Here is an 18,724-nt window from a genome sequence, read left to right as displayed (position 1 = left end):
CATGTCGACGACGAACACCGCACCTGCCGCACGATCGGGCGCGACGACCGCGAAGATCACGGTCGCGTGGGCGCTCGTGGGAGTTCCGCTGCTCTACGGCGTCATCGTGACCCTCACGCGCGTCACGGCCCTCTTCACGGGCTGACCCATCCCCCGAAAGTACGCAGTTTCCGCGAGCGGGTGCCGGTTCCGGCATCCGCTCGCGGAAACTGCGTACTGTGGCGCGGGCGCGGGCCGCAGGGTCAGCGGGGCGGGGACGTCGTTCCGCGGGGCACGAGCCTCGTGGGGAGCTGCACGTGCGTCACCTCGGGCTTCTCGCCCTTGAGCAGAGCGAAGAGCATCGACGCCGCGATCTCGCCGAGCAACTGCATCGGCTGACGCACCGTGCTGAGCGGCGGCGAGTGCCGCGATGCCTCGGCGATGTCGTCGAACCCGATGATCGAGAGCTGGTCGGGAACCGAGATCCCGAGCTCGGATGCGACGGCCGCGACGGCGATCGCCGAGAGGTCGTTCGCGGCGAAGATCGCGGTCGGCCGGTCTGCGCGGGAGAGCATCTCGAAGGCGAGCTGCCTCGTGGCGTCGACCTCGTATCGACCGATCCCGACGAGGGACGGATCGAACTGCAGTCCCGCCTCGATGAGGGCGCTGCGGTACCCCGCGTCGCGAAGCCCGGAGGAACGCAGATCCGGGCGGCCCGCGACGAACCCGATGCGCGTGTGCCCGAGCCCGATGAGGTATCGCGTCGCGAGTTGCGCCCCGTGGTAGCTGTCGGATTCGACGGTCGGCAGGTCGGCGCGACCCGTGTGCGGGTCGATCGCCACGACGGGGACCTCGCCCGAAACCGAGACGACCGACGGGGTCACCATGATGAGTCCGTCGACGAGGGTGCCGCTGAGTCGACTGACGGACCGGCGCTCCCATCCGTCGCCCGAGCCGTCCTCCGATCCGGAGTAGGCGAGAAGGTCGAACCCGGTTCCGCGAACCGCCGAGCCGACACCCTTGAGGATCTCCGCGCTGAAGGGCTCGAAGCCGGGAACGAGCACACCGATGACACCCGTGCGCTGCGACCGCATGCTGCTCGCGCCGAGGCTCGACTGGTAGCCGAGCTTCTCGACGATGTCGATGACGCGGCGCACCGTCTCGGGCGAGACCCCGTATCGCCCGTGCACGGCTTTCGACACCGTCGAGACGGAGACGCCGGCGGCCGCGGCGACGTCGTTGATTGTTGTCCGGCGTCCCATGAGCTGACTATAACGAATGGAAAAGGTTTTCGAAAACGTTTGACACCCCAGCGCATCGATGAACACACTGGAGGAGATCTTGGACGCTGGGGTTTTCCGGGAGCAGCGAAGCCGCCGCTCTCACAGTGCTCACGCACTCCCCGTTCCGCGACAGGTACGACTCAATGAAGAGAAACGGACAGCACATGAGAACCAAGAAGTTCCTCGCAGGCTCGGCCCTGCTGGTGGCGGGTGCCCTCACCCTCACCGCGTGTGGTGGCGGCGGGTCGGGCTCCGACAACGCCGACGGGAGCGTCGAGATGACGTTCTGGCACAACTCCACGACCGGCCCGGGTGTGGAGTACTGGGAAGACACCGTCGCGGCGTTCGAAGAAGCGAACCCCGGCGTGACGATCGACGTCCAGTCGATCCAGAACGAGGAGATGGACGGCCGCCTCCAGACCGCCCTCAACTCGGGCGACGCCCCCGACGTCTTCATGGCGCGCGGCGGCGGCAAGCTCGCCGACGTCGTCGAGGCCGGCCAGGTCATGGACCTGACCAGCGGAGTGTCGGATGCGACACGCACCGCCCTCGGTGACGCCGTGCTCAACGCCTTCGCGATCGATGACGCGATCTACGGCATGCCCGTCGCCGTTCTCCCGTCGGGTCTCTTCTACTCGGGCGACGTGCTCGACGAGGCGGGCGTCACCACTCCGCTCGAGACCTTCGACGACCTCGAGGACGCGACCGACGCCCTCAAGGACTCCGGCGTCGCACCGATCGCCGTCGGCGCCAACGACGCGTGGCCCGCCGCGCACTGGTACTACAACTTCGCGCTGCGCGCGTGCTCGCAAGACGCGATGAACAGCGCGGCCGAAACCCGTAGCTTCGACGACCCGTGCTGGCTCGAGGCCGGAGAGAACCTCGAAGACTTCCTCGAGACCGAACCGTTCAACGAGGGCTACCTAACGACCGCCGCACAGCAGGGCGCAGGATCGTCGGCGGGACTCATCGCCAACAAGCAGGCCGGCATGGAGCTCATGGGCGCCTGGAACCCCGGTGTGATCGCCGGGCTCACCCCTGACGAGCAGCCCCTCCCCGACCTGGGCTGGATGCCGTTCCCCGCAGTTGACGGCGGCGACGGAGAACCCGGCGCGATGATGGGTGGAGTCGACGGGTACTCGTGCTGGGTCAACGCGCCCGAGGAGTGCGTCGACTTCCTGAACTTCACGGTCGAGCAGGCCAACCAGGAGGCATACGCCGAGGCGTTCGTGACACTTCCCGCGTCGCAGGAAGCCCAGGGCGTCGTTGACGACCCCTCGCTCCAGAGCGTGCTCGAGGCCTACAACGAGGCCCCGTACGTGATCGTCTGGCTCGACACCCTCTACGGCCTCAACGTCGGAAACGCACTCAACGTGGCGGTCGTCGACATGTTCGCGGGCAACGGAGACGCTCAGTCGATCGTCGATGCCGTGAGTGACGCTGCGGCCCGCGGTTAGTCCGACAGAACCATGACATCGGCCCAAGACACGACCCGCGTCGACGCGGGCGCGCCAGGGGCGACGAACAACGACGGGGGCAGCTCAGCCAAGCTGCCCCCGTCGGGTTCGCCCGCCCGCCTCCCCACGGGGGAAACCCGCCGGCGTTCCGCCAGCTGGATCCCCCGCCTCGAACTCGCACTCCTCATCGGGCCCGCGCTCGTCGTCTTCGTCGCGTTCGTCATCTTCCCCGTCGCGATCGCGGCCTACTACGGCTTCTTCAGCTGGTCCGGGTTCGGACCGGCCACGGAGTTCGTCGGCCTGAGCAACTACGTCACGATCCTCACCGACTCGTCGTTCCACGATGCGCTCGGCAACAACGTCTTGATCGCCGTGGCATCCCTCATCATGCAGGGCCCCCTCGCTCTCGGCCTCGCACTGCTCCTCAACCGCAAGATGCGCGGTCAGTCGGTCATCCGCGTGCTGATCTTCGTGCCCTACGTCATCGCCGAGGTCGTCGTCGGAATCGGTTGGAGCCTCATGCTCCAGACGAACGGCGCCCTCAACGGTCTGCTCGTCAAGGTCGGACTCGGTGACCTCGCGCAGGACTGGTTGTCGAACCCCGCGATCGCCATCTGGACGCTCCTCGTCATCATCACGTGGAAGTACATCGGCTTCGCCGTCATCCTCTTCCTCGCGGGACTGCAGGGTGTTCCCGAGGAGCTGTCCGAAGCGGCGTCGATCGACGGTGCGTCCTACTGGCAGGTGCAGCGCTACATCGTTCTGCCCCTGCTCGGACCGACCATCCGCATCTGGGCGTTCCTCTCGATAATCGGGTCCCTCCAACTGTTCGACCTCGTCTGGATCATCTGGGGTCAATACGTCGCCGGGACCGCGGGAACATCCACCATGGCGACCTACATGGTCGCGAACGGGCGAAATGCCGGAAGCTACGGATACGGCAGCGCCGTCGCCGTCGTCATGTTCCTGCTGTCGCTCGCGATCGCGCTGCTCTACCAGCGCATCCTGTTGCGCCGCGACACCGCGGGCGCTGTCACCGGAGGTAAAGCCTGATGGCCACCGCACTCACAACCGCTCCGCGCGGCCCGTCCCCGGTGGTGCGCAAGCAGCCGACGACCTCGTCGGTCGCACCGAAGCGCTCGAAGTCCCTCGTGATCTACTTCATCGCTCTCGTGCTCATCGGGCTCATGCTCACGCCCGTCGTGTTCATCATCCTCGGCGGCTTCCGGTCGAACTCGGAGATCACCGTCGACCCCTCGGGCTTCCCCGTGGCGTGGCAGTGGCAGAACTACGTCGAGGTCCTCTCGAACCCCGTGTTCTGGCAGCAGGTGGGCAACTCGTCGATCGCCGCGATCTCGACGACGGTCATCGTCGTCGCGCTCGGCCTCATGGCCGCGTTCGGCCTCGCGCGCTACTCGTTCCGGGGTCGCGGGCTCATCTACGCGATCTTCGCCGCGGGACTGATGTTCCCGATGACGGTTGCGATCACCCCGCTCTACATCCTCGTGCGTGACCTCGGGCTCACGAACACCCTCGCGGGTGTCATCGTGCCTCAGGTCGCGTTCGCGCTGCCGATCACGGTCATCATCCTCGTGCCGTTCCTCGCGGCGATCCCGAACGAACTCCAGGAGGCGGCATCCATCGACGGATGTTCGCGACTGGGCTTCTTCTGGCGCATGGTGATCCCGCTGTCGGTGCCCGGGGTGATCACGGTCGGCATCCTCGCGTTCATCGCGAGCTGGAACAGCTACATGCTCCCGCTGTTCATCCTCAACGACCCGGGGTTGTTCACGCTGCCGCTCGGAACCCAGGTGTTCTCGTCGCAGTACTCGGTCGATACGGCTCGGGTTCTCGCGTTCACGGCCCTGTCGATGATCCCGGCTCTCGTGTTCTTCAGCCTGTTCGAGCGTCGCATCGTCGGCGGTCTGACCGGCGCTGTGAAGGGCTGAGAGACAGTGTCTACCGTGAATACCGCTGTTTCGTCGCGCGTCCGCGCACTCATCGAGTCGATGACGCTGCGCGAGAAGTTGGGCCAGCTCGGAAGCTTCTGGGTCGATCAGGGCGATGAGGTCGTCGCGCCCATGGCCGGGGAGATGGCCTCCTCGACGAAGTACGAGGAGATCTCGCGAGACGGGATCGGGCACCTGAGTCGCGTCTACGGAACCCGTCCGGTCGATCCGATCGAGCGTGCGGGGTGGCTCTGGGCGGAGCAGCGCAGGCTGCGCGCCGAGACGAGGCTCGGCATCCCCGCGATCGTGCACGAGGAGTGCCTCACGGGTCTCGCCGCGTGGAAGGCGGCGACCTTCCCGACCCCGCTCGCGTGGGGTGCGTCGTTCGACCCGGACACCGTGGAGGAGATGGCCCGCAGCATCGGTGACTCGATGCGCCGCCTCGGCATCCATCAGGGCCTCTCCCCCGTGCTCGACGTCATCCGTGACGCTCGCTGGGGTCGCGTCGACGAGTGCATCGCCGAAGACCCCTACGTGGTCGGAACGATCGGCACCGCCTACGTGCGGGGACTGCAGGATGCCGGCATCGACGCGACCCTCAAGCACTTCGTCGGGTATTCGGCGTCCCGGTCCGGTCGCAATCACGCTCCCGTGTCTGCCGGCCCCCGCGAGATCGCCGACGTGCTGCTCCCGCCGTTCGAGATGGCCGTGCGCGACGGCGGCGCCCGCAGTGTCATGAACTCCTACGCCGAGATCGACGGGATGCCCGTCGCCGCGACGGCGCAGTACCTCACGGGAATCCTGCGCGACGAGTGGGGGTTCGACGGGGTCGTCGTCTCGGACTACTTCGCCGTAAAGTTCCTCGAGACGATGCACGGTGTGGCCGCGGGTCCGGCGGATGCCGCGCGCTTGGCTCTCACGGCGGGGCTCGACGTCGAGCTCCCGACGACGGACGCGTTCGGGGAGGCTCTCCTCGACCTCCTCGAGTCCGGGGGCATGGATGTCGCGATCGTCGATCGCGCGGTGGAGCGCGTGCTCGCGCAGAAGGAGCGTCTCGGTCTGCTCGACGAGACATTCGACACTCCCCCGACGTCGATCGATCTCGACAGCGCGACGCACCGTCGTCTCGCGCGCCGCCTCGCCGAGGAGTCGGTGGTGCTGCTCTCGAACCACGCGGTGCTCCCTCTCGTCTCACCCCGCCGGATCGCCGTGGTCGGACCCAACGCCGACTCGGCCGAGGCCCTCATGGGGTGCTACTCGTTCGCGAACCACGTGCTCGCGCACCACCCCGGGGTCGAGATCGGGTTCGAGATCCCGACGGTGCTCGAGGCCGTCCGCGCCGAGTTCCCCGACGCGGAGATCACCCACGACACCGGGTGCACCGTCGAGGGCATCGATCGCTCCGGCATCGCCGCCGCGGTCGCCGCTGCAGACGACGCGAATGTCGCGGTCGTCGTCGTCGGCGATCGCGCGGGGCTCTTCGGCCGCGGCACGGTCGGCGAGGGCAACGACGTCGAGAGCCTCGACCTCCCCGGCGTTCAGAGGGAGCTCGTCGAGGCGCTCGTGGCCACGGGCACCCCGGTCGTCGTCGTCCTGCTCACCGGGCGGCCGTATTCGCTCGCGTGGGCCCTCGACGCCGCGACGGTTCCCGGTGCGGTCGTGCAGGCGTTCTTCCCCGGGGAGGAGGGCGCATCGGCTCTCGCCGCCATTCTCTCGGGGGCGGTCAACCCGAGTGGTCGCTTGCCCGTCTCGCTCCCCCGGTCGGCGGGAGCGCAGCCGTACTCCTACCTCCACCCGGTTCTCGGGGGTCCGAACGAGATCACGAGCGCGAGCAGCGCTCCCGTGCGTCCGTTCGGTTTCGGGCTCTCGTACACGTCGTTCGAGCACCGCGACCTCGCGGTGGACGCGACGGGCCCGACCGAGAGCTCGTTCCGGGTCTCGGTGCGCGTGACCAACACGGGCGAGCGAGCGGGAACGGATGTCGTGCAGCTCTACGCTCGCGACGTGCAGGCCCAGGTCACGCGACCGGTCGCGCAACTGCTCGGCTATGCGAGGGTCGACCTGGACGCCGGGCAGGAGACGGTCGTGGAGTTCGACGTTCCGCCGACGAGGCTCGCCTACACGGGGAGCGCGGGCACGCGCATCGTCGAGGCGGGAACGGTCGAGCTGTGGGTCGGGTCGTCGTGCGACGACAAGGAGACCACGGGGTCGATCGAGCTCGTCGGTGACAAGTACGCGACCACCGCAGACGACCGCCGCCTGACGACGACGCGCGTCGGCTCGGTCACGCGGACCTCTTAGCGCCGCTCTCCCCGCGCCGCCCTCCCCGGCGAAACGAGGACGAAGAAACGAACGAGGGGCAGTCGCGACCGATCCGGTCGCGACTGCCCCTCGTTCGTGGTGCGGGGTGCTGACGCTTAGCGGGCGGCGCTGCCGTCGGTGTAGTCGGCGTCCTGCTGCTTCCACGCGAAGAGGGCGCGGAGCTTCTGTCCCGTCGCCTCGATCGGGTGGGCCTGGCCCCTTTCGCGCAGCGCGAGGAACTCGGGGGCTCCGGCATCCTGATCGGTGATGAAGCGCTCAGCGAAGGCACCGGACTGGATGTCCTTGAGCACCGCCTGCATGTTCTCCTTCACCGAGGGGTCGATCACGCGGGGGCCCGAGACGTAGTCGCCGTACTCGGCCGTGTCGGAGACGCTCCAGCGCTGCTTCGCGATGCCGCCCTCCCACATGAGGTCGACGATGAGCTTGAGCTCGTGGAGAACCTCGAAGTAGGCGATCTCGGGCTGGTAGCCGGCCTCGATGAGGGTCTCGAAGCCGTACTGCACGAGCTGCGAGGTGCCACCGCAGAGAACGGCCTGCTCGCCGAAGAGGTCGGTCTCGGTCTCTTCGGTGAAAGTCGTCTTGATCCCCCCGGCGCGGAGTCCGCCGATGGCTTTCGAATACGACCACGCGAGATCCCACGCGGCGCCCGAGGCGTCCTGCTCGACGGCGACGATCACGGGCACACCGCGACCGGCCTCGTACTCGCGGCGCACCGTGTGGCCCGGCCCCTTGGGAGCGACGAGGAGCACGTCGACCCCCGAGGGCGCCGTGATGTAGCCGTAGCGGATGTTGAACCCGTGGCCGAAGACGAGAGCCTTGCCCTCGGAGAGGTTGCCCGCGATGTCGTCGGCGTAGAGGTGACGCTGGTGCTGGTCGGGGGCGAGGATCACGATGACGTCGGCCCACGCGGCGGCCTCGGCCGAGGTGAGCACGCGGAACCCGGCCTCCTCGGCCTTCGCGATCGACTTCGATCCCTCTTTGAGACCGACGACGACCTCGACGCCCGAGTCGCGCAGGTTCTGCGCGTGAGCGTGTCCTTGCGAGCCGTAGCCGATGACGGCGACCTTCTTGCTCTGGATGATCGACAGATCGGCGTCGTTGTCGTAGACGATTTCAGTCACAGTGTTCTCCTTGATGGTGGGGGTCGGCGTCCCGGCCGGTGCGGCAGGGCGATTCGGTGCGGTCAGCTCTTGAAGACGCGCTCGGTGATGCTCTTCGAGCCTCGACCGATGGCGAGGAGACCCGATTGGGCGATCTCCTTGATGCCGTAGGGCTCGAGCACCCTGAGGAGCGCGTGCACCTTGGGGGTGTTACCCGTGACCTCGATCACGAGGGCGTCGGTCGAGACATCCACGATGCGCGCGCGGAACAGGTTGGCGGCCTCGAGGATCTGGCTTCTCGTCGTGTTGTCGACGCGCACCTTGATGAGCATGTGCTCGCGCTCGACGGTCTGCGCCGGCTCGAGCTCGACGATCTTGATCACGTTGACGAGTTTGTTGAGCTGTTTCGTCACTTGCTCGAGCGGCAACTCTTCGACGTCGACGACGACGGTGATGCGCGAGAGTCCGGGGATCTCGCTCTTGCCGACCGCGAGCGACTCGATGTTGAACCCGCGGCGGGCGAAGAGCCCCGCGACGCGCGTGAGCAGACCCGGTTTGTCTTCGACGAGGAGGGACAGGACGTGACTCATGGCTCTACTCCTCTTCCCACTCGGGGGCGTGTTGTCTCGCGTATTGCACCGACGAGTTTCCGACTCCCTGCGGAACCATCGGCCACACCATGGCGTCTCGGCTCACGATGAAGTCGATGACCACGGGGCGGTCGTTGGTCTCGTTGGCGAGACGGATGGCGGCGTCGACATCCTCTTTCTTCGTCACGCGGATGCCGAGGGCACCGTATGCCTCGGCGAGCTTCACGAAGTCGGGAACCATGACGGTGTCGTGGCCCGTGTTGAGGTCGGTGAACGAGTGGCGGCCCTCGTAGAAGAGCGTCTGCCACTGGCGCACCATGCCGAGGGACGAGTTGTTGATGACCGCGACCTTGATGGGGATCTGGTTGATCGTGCACGTCGCGAGCTCCTGATTGGTCATCTGGAAGCATCCGTCGCCGTCGATCGCCCACACCGTGCGGTCGGGCTGGGCGACCTTGGCGCCCATCGCGGCGGGCACGCCGTAGCCCATGGTGCCCGCGCCGCCCGAGTTGAGCCACGCGTTGGGGCGCTCGTACTTGATGAACTGCGCCGCCCACATCTGGTGCTGGCCGACGCCCGAGGCGTAGACACCCTCGGGGCCCGTGATCTGGCCGATGCGCTCGATGACGTACTGCGGCGAGAGCAAGCCGTCTTCGGGCTCGTCGTAGCCGAGCGGAAACTGCTCGCGCAGACTCTCGAGCCGTTCCCACCACGCGGAGATGTCATTGCTCGTGCCCGAGGAGATGGTCGTGTACGCCGCGGTGAGGTCGGCGATGACGTCTTTCGCGTCACCCACGATCGGCACGTCGGCGACGCGGATCTTGGAGATCTCGGCGGGGTCGATGTCGACGTGCACGACTTTGGCGTCGGGCGCGAACTCGCTCGGCTTGCCCGTGACCCGGTCGTCGAAGCGCGACCCGAGTGCCACGAGGAGGTCTGCCTCCTGCAGTCCGAGAACGGCGGGCACGGTTCCGTGCATGCCGGGCATCCCGAGCTGCTGGGGGTGCGAGTCGGGGAAGGCGCCGCGCGCCATGAGGGTCGTGACGACCGGGGCACCCGTGAGCTCGGCTAGTGCGAGCAGTTCGGCAGACGCCTCCGCGCGCACGACGCCGCCTCCGACGTAGAGCACGGGGCGCTTCGCCTCGAGGATCAGTTGCGCCGCGGCCTGAATCTGCTTTCCGTGCGCTTTCGTCACGGGGCGGTATCCGGGCAGGTCCACCTTGGGCGGCCACACGAACGGGGCACTCGCCTGCTGGCAGTCCTTGGTCACGTCGACGAGCACGGGGCCCGGGCGCCCGGTCGTGGCGATGTGATACGCCGCGGCGAGGGTCGCCGGCACGTCTTCGGGCTTCGTGACGAGGAACGAGTGCTTCGTGATCGGCATCGTGATCCCCACGATGTCGACCTCCTGGAACGCGTCGGTGCCCATCGACGTGCTGAAGACCTGGCCCGTGATCGCGAGGAGGGGAACGGAGTCCATGTGGGCGTCGGCGATGGCGGTGACGAGGTTCGTCGCGCCCGGACCGGATGTCGCGATGGCGACCCCCACGCGACCGCTCGACGAGGCGTACCCCTCGGCGGCGTGGCCGGCACCCTGCTCGTGTCGCACGAGGATGTGGCGGATGGCGTCGGACGACATGAGTTCGTCGTAGAACGGCATGATCGCGCCGCCCGGGAGCCCGAAGACCTCGGTGATCCCGAGCTTCTCGAGGGTGCGCAGGATGGCGCCCGACCCGGTGAGGATCTCCGGTTGCGTCGTCGCGGCGCGACCGGGTTCGGCGGGACGCGCGACAGGCGTCGGCTTGGATTCGGTGGACATGAAGATCGGATCCTTAGTCGCGGGAGCGAGTGCGTGGGCGAACGGGGTGACCGGGGCTGCTCGGCCCTCAGCCCGTGACGGCGCCGACAGCGGCGGAGCGCACGAGCTTGGAGTACTTGGCAAGCACCCCTCGCGTGTAGCGGGGTGGCAGTGGAGCCCAGCCGTCTCGGCGAGCTGCGAGCTCTGCGGGATCGACAAGTAGGTCGAGCGAGCGAGCTGCGATATCGACCCGTATCAGATCACCATCGCGCACGAAGGCGATCGGACCGGAGTCGACCGCTTCGGGAGCTATGTGGCCGATGCACAGGCCGGTTGTGCCGCCTGAGAATCGTCCGTCCGTCAAGAGTAATACATCTTTTCCGAGCCCCGCGCCCTTGATGGCGGCCGTGATCGCGAGCATCTCGCGCATGCCCGGCCCTCCCTTGGGCCCCTCGTATCGGATGACGACGATGTCGCCTTTCTCGATGAGGCCCTCGGTGAGCGCATCCATCGCCGCTCGTTCGCGTTCGAAGACCTTGGCCGGCCCCTCGAAGATCTCGGCGTCGAACCCGGCCGTCTTCACGACCGCACCCTCGGGTGCGAGCGAACCGTGCAGGATCGTGAGCCCGCCCGAGGCGTGGATGGGGTTGTCGAGGGTGCGGAGCACCTTTCCGTCGAGCGGCTCGGGGTCGAGCTCCGCGAGGTTCTCGGCCACCGTCTTGCCCGTCACGGTGAGGGCGTCGCCGTGCAGGAGTCCCGCCTCGAGGAGCGCGCGCATGAGCACGGGGATGCCCCCGTGACGGTCGACGTCGTTCATGACGTACTGCCCGAAGGGCTTGAGGTCGCCGATGTGCGGCACGCGGCTGCCGATGCGGTTGAAGTCGTCGAGTGTGAGCTCGACCTCGGCCTCGTGCGCGATCGCGAGGAGGTGCAGCACGACGTTCGTCGAGCCTCCGAGCGCCATGGCCACGGCGATCGCGTTCTCGAAGGCGTCTTTCGTGAGGATGTCGCGCGTCGTGATGCCGAGGCGCAGCATGTTCACGACGGCTTCGCCCGAGCGGTGGGCGAAGTAGTCGCGGCGGCGGTCGGCCGAGGCGGGCGATGTCGACCCGGGGAGGCTCATGCCGAGGGCCTCGGCGACGCTCGCCATGGTGTTGGCCGTGTACATTCCGCCGCACGCCCCCTCTCCCGGGGCGAAGGCGCACTCGATGCGCTTGGCGTCCTCTTCGCTCATGCGGCCGGCCTTGACGGCACCGACGGCCTCGAACGAGTCGATGATCGTGATGTCTTTCTCGGTGCCGTCGCTGAGCTTGACCCAGCCGGGCGCGATCGAGCCCGCGTAGAGGAACACCGAGGCGAGGTCGAGTCGCGCGGCCGCCATGAGCATGCCGGGGAGCGATTTGTCGCAGCCCGCGAGCAGCACCGACCCGTCGAGGCGCTCGGCCTGCATGACGACCTCGACACTGTCGGCGATGACCTCGCGGCTCACGAGGGAGAAGTGCATGCCCTCGTGCCCCATCGAGATGCCGTCGGAGACGGAGATCGTGCCGAACTGCAGGGGGTATCCCCCACCCGAGTGCACCCCCTCCTTCGACGCTTGCGCGAGGCGGTCGAGCGAGAGGTTGCACGGGGTGATCTCGTTCCACGAGCTCGCGATGCCGATCTGCGGCTTGTCCCAGTCGGCGTCACCCATTCCGACGGCGCGCAGCATGCCGCGCGAGGTCGTGGCTTCGATCCCGTCGGTGACGACGCGGGAGCGGGGTTTGAAGTCGATTTCCGGCATGTTACGAGAGTATCCCTCCCCGTCGCCCCGCATGCCCGTCGTTCAGCATGCCCGCCGTTCAGGCGCCGTCTTGGGGGGAGCGGATGTCGTCGGTCCTGGATGCGCGCTCGACCGCGTCGTGCAGTTCATCGACCACGACCAGGTCGCCGCGGAAGTTGCCCGTGCGATAACCGGCGCGACCGACCATGTGCGCCGAGATCGGCGCCGTGAGCACTTGGAAGACGACGACGGGCACGAGCGTCAGGAGCACGGACCAACTGCGGGCCTCGAGGGCGATCGCGACGACGATAAACAGCAACCCGAGCACTTGCGGCTTGGTCGCCGCGTGGAGTCTCGAGAGGGCGTCGGGAAAGCGCACGAGACCGACCCCCGCCGCGAGGGAGAGGAACGCCCCGAGCATGAGGCAGATCGCGGCCGCGAGGTCGAGCCAGTCGTCGAGCATCATCGTTCGGCCTCCGTCGGTCTCGCGGAGGGAGCCTGGGCGGCATCCGGTGAGCCTGTCGTCGCGAGGTCCTGCTTCGAGACGTACCTCGCCACAGCGACCGTCGCGAAGATGGCCGTGGCCGCGAGAACGACCATGAGGGGGATCGTGCGGGTGTGCCCGTTGTAGACCATCTCGGCACCGACCACGAGCATGAGGGTCGTGAGGAGCACATCGGAGGCGATCATCCGATCGAGGATCGACGGACCGCGAACGATGCGAAAGATGATCGCGAGCGCCGCCCCCGTGAAGAAGACCCCCGTGATGATGTTGATGATGGTCGTGATCGTCACGAGCAGATCCTCTCGACGTCGGCCTTCGACCCGAAGATGCGCACGAGCCGCTCCTCGATCTCGAGAGCGCGACCGTGCATCGCGTCCGCGTCGGCGGCGCCCTTCGTGTTGAACACGTGGAGGTAGAGCACCGAGCGCTCGCGATCGGTTTCGACGACGAGCGACCCCGGGATGAGCGAGAGATTGATCGCCGTGAGCGTCAGGATGAAATCGGATCGGGTGCGGAGGTTGACGCCGATGACGGCGTTGCCCCGCACCCCCTTGAGATCGAAGGCCTTGAGGGCGATCTGGAACGACGCGCCCACGAGCTCGACGAGGAAGCGCGCGAGATACCAGACGAACCACAGCACGTTGAAGCGACCCGAGAGCTCGACGGGTGGCAGGTAGAACACGCGTGTCACGACGAGAGCGAGCACGATGCCCGTGACGAGGTTGAGCCACGAGACCGAGCCCCACAGGAGCATCCACAGCGCGACGAGCACGACGAGGAGTGGAAGCTGCTCGCGCAGGCTCGCCCGACGCTCGACGCGGGTCTGGCCGTCAGTCATCGATTCCTCCCGTCTCGTCGATCGATGCCGGTTCTTCGACGGCGCCCGGGAAGACGAGGTCGACGTAGAACGACGGTCCCTCGAGATTCTCCCCCGCCCGACTGCTCACGCCGAAGAGCGGGCCGGCGAAGACGGTGAGGGCGACACTCAGGGCGACCATGCCCGCGGTCGCCGCGACCATGACTCGCGGGATCGCGAGCCTCGCCTTGACCGACGTGTCGCCCGGCGCCTCGCTCACGTTGTTGAGCAGCGTCGACTCGTAGCCCTCGACCTCGTCGGCCGGACGCCAGAACGCCATGTTCCACACGCGCACGAGAGCGTAGAGGGTGAGGAGCGAGACGAGGGCGCCGGCGCCGATGAGGATGTAGGCGAGCGGCGTGCCCTGCTCGGCGCTCGCCTCGAAGAGGGCGAGCTTGCCGATGAACCCCGAGAACGGGGGGATGCCCCCGAGGTTGAGTGCCGGGATGAAGAAGAGCACGGCGATGATGGGCGACGACGCGAGGAGCCCCCCGAGCTTGTTGATCGACGTCGTGCCACCGCGGCGCTCGATGAGGCCCGTCGCGAGGAAGAGCGTCGTCTGCACGACGATGTGATGCACGATGTAGAAGATCGCCGCCGAGGTCCCCTCCGACGTGCCGAGGGCGACTCCGAGGATCATGTAGCCGATGTGACTCACGAGCGTGAACGAGAGCAGTCGTTTGATGTCGGCTTGCGCGACGGCCCCGAGCACGCCGACGACCATCGTCAGGAGGGCGATGATCATGAGGGCGGGGTTGAGCTCGGGCCCGGGGAAGATCACGGTCTCGGCACGGATGATCGCGTAGACACCGACCTTCGTGAGCAGCCCGGCGAAGACCGCGGTGACGGGAGCCGGCGCCGTCGGGTAGGAGTCCGGGAGCCAAAACGACAGCGGGAACACCGCCGCCTTGATGCCGAAGGCCACGAGCAGCATGACGTGCAGGATGATCTGCGTGTCGACGGGGATCTCGGCGATGCGCAGCGAGATCTGCGCGATGTTGACCGTGCCGACCGCCCCGTAGATCATCGCGATCGCGGAGAGGAACAGGATCGACGAGACGAGGCTCACGACGATGTAGGTCACGCCGGCGCGGATGCGGCGCTCGGTGCCCCCGAGGGTGATGAGCACGTAGCTCGACACGAGGAGGATCTCGAACCCGACGTAGAGGTTGAAGAGGTCGCCCGCGATGAACGCCATGAAGATGCCGGTCGCGAGGATGAGGTAGGTCGGGTAGTAGATCGAGACCGGGGTGTCGTCATCGGGATCGGCGAGGCCCTGCCCGATCGAGAAGATGAGAACCGCGAGCAGCACCGCTGCCGAAACCGAGAGCATGAGGGCGGCGAGGCGATCGACCACGAGCACGATGCCGAACGGGGCCTCCCATCCGCCCACCTCGACGACGAGGGGCGAGCCCTGGTCGACGACGACGAGCATGACGATGCTGATCGCGAGCACCGCCGCGAGCACGATCGTCGTGATCGCGCGCTGTGTGCGGGGATGACGACCGACGGCGAGAGCCGCCGCCGCCCCGAACAGCGGGAGGATGACGACGAGGGGGACGAGTGACTCGATCATGATGTGCGGTCCTCGTCGTGATCGGTCGCGGTCGACGCGTCGGCGGCTGCCGCGTCATCCGACGCGCGATCTGTGCTCGCGGCGATGCGCGCCGCGAGTTCGTCGCGCTCCTCGAGGTCGCGCGCTGTCGAGATCGCTGCCCGCGCTCGCACGCCGAACTCGGTGTCGTCGCCCTCGATGTCGATGCGGTCGTCGACGACGCTCGGCTCGCCCGAGCGCATCGCGACATCGTCGGCGTCGTCGAGCAGCTCGTCTTCGCGCGCGAGTCGCCACGACCGGTAGATGAGGGCCATGAGGAAAGCCGAGACCGCGAACGTGATGACGATCGCGGTGAGGATGAGAGCTTGCGGAAGCGGGTCGCTCATCTCGCCGGGTTCGACGCCGCCCCCGACGATCGGCGCCATGCCCGCCTCGCCCGCCATGATCAGGATGAGCAGGTTGGTCGCGTTGCCCGCGAGGAGGAACCCGAGCAGCACGCGCGTGAGGCTGCGCTCGAGGATGAGGTAGACGGCGCACGCGTACATGATCGCCATGACGATGACGAGGGTCAGGGAGAGGCTCATGCGTCGACCCTCTCGGTCTCATCCGCCGCGCTGTCGGAAGCGGCGCTCTCGTCTTCCTGCTGCCGATCGACCTCGGCACCGAGGCTCCGCAGCACGTCGAGCACGAGGCCGATGACCACGAGGTAGACCCCGACGTCGAAGATCGTCGTCGAGACGAACTCGACGTCACCGAAGAGCCAGACGGTTCCCTCGATGTATGCGGAGGTCAGCGGCGGCGCCCCGAAGAAGAGCGGCACGAGAGCGGTGCCCACGGCGAGGGCGAGGCCCGTGCCGAGGAGCTTTCCCGCGTCGATGGGCGCGGCGGCGCCGAGCTCGAAGCGGCCGCCCGCGAGGTAGCGCGCGACGAGGGCGAGCCCCGCGACGATCCCCCCGGCGAAGCCGCCGCCCGGCAGGTTGTGCCCCGCGAAGAGCAGGTAGACCGAGACGATGATCACGGCGTGGAAGGTCAGCCTCACGACGACCTCGAGCAGGATCGAGCGGTTGCGGGGCGCGAGCGTGCGGCCCGCGAGCAACCAGGAGTTGCGCACATCCGTGTTCGCCGAATCGCGCGCCTTCTGTCGACGCTCCCCGATCGTCTTGCGCGCCTCGCGGCGACCGACACGCGGCAGGGTGTCGAGCCTGCCGCTGATGAAGATGAGGCTCGCGACTCCCGTCGCCGCCGCGATGACGACCGAGAGCTCCCCCATGGTGTCCCAGGCGCGGATGTCGACGAGGGCGACGTTGACGACGTTGCGGCCGTGCCCCTCGATGAACGCGAGGTCGGGCCACTCGAGCGAGATGGGTGAGGCGACCCGACTGCCCGCCGCGACGAGCGCCACGAGCCCCATGAGCACGCCGAACGAGATTCCGATGAACGCCCGCAGTCCGCGGTGGGTGCTCCCGTTGCGCTTGCCGAGCCGAGGGGGGAGGCGTCGGAGCACGAGCACGAAGGCGACGAGGGTCACGACCTCGACGAGGGCTTGGGTCAGAGCGAGGTCGGGTGCGCCCTGGAGCGCGAAGAGCGCCGACATCCCGAACCCCGTGACCCCCACGAGGACGACGGCTTGGAACCTCTTGCCCGCGCGAGTCGCCGCGAGCGACGCGACGACCATGACGACGCCGATCGCGAGCTGGGCCGGGTAGTCCCACGGCCGGAGTGTGACGGTCCACGAGTCCGAGAACGCGAGAGAGGCGCCGACCGCGACGACGAAGACGAGCAGGATGATGCCGAGGTAGAACGGCAGCGATCCTCGCTGCGTCACGCTCGTCGTGCGCGCCGCCGTGCGGTCGATGAACCGCATCGACGCCCAGTAGATGTCGGCGGCCGAGATGCCGGTTCCCGCCTTCGCCTGGAACTCGGAGACGCGCGTGCGCATCGCGAACATGACGAGACCGAGGATGAGGGTGAGTGCCGAGATTCCGAGCGCGGGCTCGAACCCGTGCCACAGAGCGAGGTAGTAGGGCTCCCCCTCGGAGGCGAACACGCTCGAATAACCGGTTATGGAGTCGTCGACGAGAGGCGCGAAGCCCCCGAGCACGACGCCGCTCGCCGCGAGGAGCCCCGGAGCGAAGAGGAAGTCGATGTGCTCGTCGACGGGGCGCACGCGCTCGCAACCGGGCTTGCGCATGAACGCCCCCCAGAAGAACCGCGCGCTGTAGGCGACGGTGAGCACGGTGCCGATCGCGACGCCGATGATCGCGACGGCGCCGATGACACTTCCCCCGACCGCATCCTCGAAGAGCGCCGTGAAAACGGCCTCTTTGGCGACGAACCCGAAGGTGGGCGGGAGTCCCGCCATCGACGCGAGGGCGAGTGCGGCGATCGTCGCGAGGATGGGTGCTTCGCGGCCGAGGCCCGAGAGCTTGCGCAGGTCGCGCGTGCCAGCCCGGTGGTCGACGATTCCGATCACGAGGAACAGGGTCGACTTGAAGAGGGCGTGGGCGAGGAGCATCGCGACGCCCGCGAGCGCGGCGTCGCGGGTTCCGTAGCCGACGATGACCGTGAGGAATCCGAGCTGGCTCACGGTTCCGTGGGCGAGCACGAGTTTGAGATCGTATTGCTTGAGCGAGGTCCAGCCCCCGACGAGCATCGTCGCGACGCCGAGGATCACGAGTGTTTCGCGCCAGCCCGGGATCTCGGCGAAACCCGGAGCGAATCGGGCGATGAGGTAGATGCCGGCTTTGACCATGGCGGCGGCGTGGAGATAGGCGCTCACGGGGGTCGGGGCGGCCATAGCGGCGGGCAACCAGAAGTGGAACGGGATGACCGCCGACTTCGAGAGCGCCCCGACGAGCACGAGGAAGATCGACACGATCGAGAGGGTGTCCGTCGGCGCCATCGCGATGATCTCGGCGAGGCTCGAGGTGCCGTTCTGCACCGCGAGGATCACGAGACCCACGAGCATCACGAGTCCGCCGAGCGTCGTCACGAGGAGGGCTTGCAGCGCCGCGCCCCTGCTCGACTTGCGACTCGCGTAGTGCCCGATGAGCAGATAGGAGAAGACGCTCGTCGCCTCCCAGAACACGAAGAGCAGGAAGACGTCGTCGGCGAGCACGAGGCCGTACATCGATCCGGCGAAAGCGAGCAGCACCCCGGCGAAGCGGCCGATGCCCTCTTCGTCAGCGCGGAAATACCGCGCGCAATAGACGAGCACGAGGCTTCCGACGCCCGTGACGACGAGCGTCATGATCCACGAGAGCGTGTCGAGGCGCAGCGAGATCGCCATGTCGAGCTGCGGGATCCACTCGAGGCGATCGACGACGACGTCACCCGCGAGGATGCGCGGCGCGAGCGTCGCGGTGTGGATGAAGGCGGCGAGCGGCACGGCCGCCGCCACGAGGAACACGCGCCGGCCGAGCACGCGCGTGAGCGGGAGGACGATGATCGCGACGAGACCGAACACCGAGAGGAGCGTGATCATGCAACCTCCCGAATCGTCAGGGCGGCGAGACGTCGTCGCTGGGGAGTACCGGTCGGTTCCTCGACAGCCGCACCCTCATATTAC

The 18,724-nt window shown here is 67.7% G+C and carries 16 protein-coding genes; 5 read left to right on the top strand and 11 right to left on the bottom strand.

The features are described from left to right. Window position 1: 1 nt before the first annotated feature. Entirely contained in the window at window positions 2-145 is a 144-nt protein-coding gene (locus ACLHG5_RS00875) for a hypothetical protein (protein ID WP_411316096.1), read from the top strand. A 97-nt stretch (window positions 146-242) separates the two neighbouring features. Here ACLHG5_RS00875 and ACLHG5_RS00870 read toward each other — a convergent pair whose 3' ends face one another. Continuing rightward, window positions 243-1,241, bottom strand: coding sequence for a LacI family DNA-binding transcriptional regulator (locus ACLHG5_RS00870; protein WP_411316097.1), 999 nt, complete (start codon window positions 1,239-1,241; stop codon window positions 243-245). Window positions 1,242-1,426: 185 nt separating this feature from the next. On the opposite strand from ACLHG5_RS00870, the gene ACLHG5_RS00865 reads away from it, so the two are divergent. From ACLHG5_RS00865 to ACLHG5_RS00850, 4 genes are read left to right on the top strand one after another with little or no spacing between them, the layout of a single operon-like run. Next, complete coding sequence (locus ACLHG5_RS00865; RefSeq protein ID WP_411316098.1) at window positions 1,427-2,719, top strand: ABC transporter substrate-binding protein; 1,293 nt, start codon at window positions 1,427-1,429, stop codon at window positions 2,717-2,719. Window positions 2,720-2,731: 12 nt separating this feature from the next. Further along, entirely contained in the window at window positions 2,732-3,772 is a 1,041-nt protein-coding gene (locus tag ACLHG5_RS00860; RefSeq protein ID WP_411316099.1) for a carbohydrate ABC transporter permease, read from the top strand. Beyond that, window positions 3,772-4,668 (top strand): carbohydrate ABC transporter permease, encoded by an 897-nt coding sequence (locus tag ACLHG5_RS00855; RefSeq protein ID WP_411316100.1) that lies wholly within the window; start codon window positions 3,772-3,774, stop codon window positions 4,666-4,668. The genes ACLHG5_RS00860 and ACLHG5_RS00855 overlap by 1 nt, the downstream gene beginning before the upstream one ends. Before the next feature lie 60 nt (window positions 4,669-4,728). Beyond that, window positions 4,729-6,969 carry a glycoside hydrolase family 3 N-terminal domain-containing protein gene (locus tag ACLHG5_RS00850; protein WP_411318394.1) on the top strand — a complete coding sequence of 747 codons (2,241 nt, stop codon included), beginning with the start codon at window positions 4,729-4,731 and terminating at the stop codon, window positions 6,967-6,969. 116 nt (window positions 6,970-7,085) lie between these two features. Here ACLHG5_RS00850 and ilvC read toward each other — a convergent pair whose 3' ends face one another. The 10 genes from ilvC to ACLHG5_RS00800 all read right to left on the bottom strand — a co-directional run bounded on the left by ilvC (window position 7,086) and on the right by ACLHG5_RS00800 (window position 18,640). Further along, entirely contained in the window at window positions 7,086-8,111 is a 1,026-nt protein-coding gene (ilvC, locus tag ACLHG5_RS00845; RefSeq protein WP_411317578.1) for a ketol-acid reductoisomerase, read from the bottom strand. A gap of 62 nt (window positions 8,112-8,173) precedes the next feature. Next, the gene (gene ilvN, locus ACLHG5_RS00840; RefSeq protein ID WP_411317577.1) at window positions 8,174-8,680 is read right to left on the bottom strand and encodes an acetolactate synthase small subunit; all 507 of its coding nucleotides are present in this window, start codon (window positions 8,678-8,680) and stop codon (window positions 8,174-8,176) included. A gap of 4 nt (window positions 8,681-8,684) precedes the next feature. Continuing rightward, window positions 8,685-10,499, bottom strand: coding sequence for an acetolactate synthase large subunit (locus ACLHG5_RS00835; RefSeq protein WP_411316104.1), 1,815 nt, complete (start codon window positions 10,497-10,499; stop codon window positions 8,685-8,687). Window positions 10,500-10,566: 67 nt separating this feature from the next. After that, window positions 10,567-12,261, bottom strand: a complete 1,695-nt coding sequence (gene ilvD, locus ACLHG5_RS00830; RefSeq protein WP_411316105.1) for a dihydroxy-acid dehydratase — start codon at window positions 12,259-12,261, stop codon at window positions 10,567-10,569. Window positions 12,262-12,319: 58 nt separating this feature from the next. Beyond that, window positions 12,320-12,706, bottom strand: a complete 387-nt coding sequence (mnhG, locus tag ACLHG5_RS00825) for a monovalent cation/H(+) antiporter subunit G (RefSeq protein WP_411316106.1) — start codon at window positions 12,704-12,706, stop codon at window positions 12,320-12,322. Then, the gene (locus ACLHG5_RS00820) at window positions 12,703-13,035 is read right to left on the bottom strand and encodes a monovalent cation/H+ antiporter complex subunit F (protein ID WP_411316107.1); all 333 of its coding nucleotides are present in this window, start codon (window positions 13,033-13,035) and stop codon (window positions 12,703-12,705) included. The genes mnhG and ACLHG5_RS00820 overlap by 4 nt, the downstream gene beginning before the upstream one ends. Continuing rightward, a complete protein-coding gene (locus ACLHG5_RS00815) occupies window positions 13,032-13,583 on the bottom strand; it encodes a Na+/H+ antiporter subunit E (RefSeq protein ID WP_411317576.1) in 552 nt (183 codons plus the stop codon). The genes ACLHG5_RS00820 and ACLHG5_RS00815 overlap by 4 nt, the downstream gene beginning before the upstream one ends. Continuing rightward, window positions 13,576-15,177: a Na+/H+ antiporter subunit D gene (locus ACLHG5_RS00810; RefSeq protein WP_411316109.1), complete on the bottom strand. Its 1,602-nt coding sequence runs from the start codon at window positions 15,175-15,177 to the stop codon at window positions 13,576-13,578. The genes ACLHG5_RS00815 and ACLHG5_RS00810 overlap by 8 nt, the downstream gene beginning before the upstream one ends. Then, on the bottom strand, window positions 15,174-15,740 hold the full coding sequence (locus ACLHG5_RS00805; protein WP_411316110.1) for a Na(+)/H(+) antiporter subunit C: 567 nt from the start codon (window positions 15,738-15,740) through the stop codon (window positions 15,174-15,176). The genes ACLHG5_RS00810 and ACLHG5_RS00805 overlap by 4 nt, the downstream gene beginning before the upstream one ends. After that, on the bottom strand, window positions 15,737-18,640 hold the full coding sequence (locus ACLHG5_RS00800; RefSeq protein WP_411317575.1) for a Na+/H+ antiporter subunit A: 2,904 nt from the start codon (window positions 18,638-18,640) through the stop codon (window positions 15,737-15,739). Before ACLHG5_RS00800 ends, ACLHG5_RS00805 begins: the two co-directional genes overlap by 4 nt. Between the last annotated feature and the right edge of the window lie 84 nt (window positions 18,641-18,724).

Source organism: Marisediminicola sp. LYQ85, from assembly GCF_046600695.1.
Taxonomy (GTDB): Bacteria; Actinomycetota; Actinomycetes; order Actinomycetales; family Microbacteriaceae; genus Marisediminicola.
The sequence above is the reverse complement of the archived record's forward strand: the minus strand, read 5'-3'. Positions and strand labels throughout refer to the sequence as shown.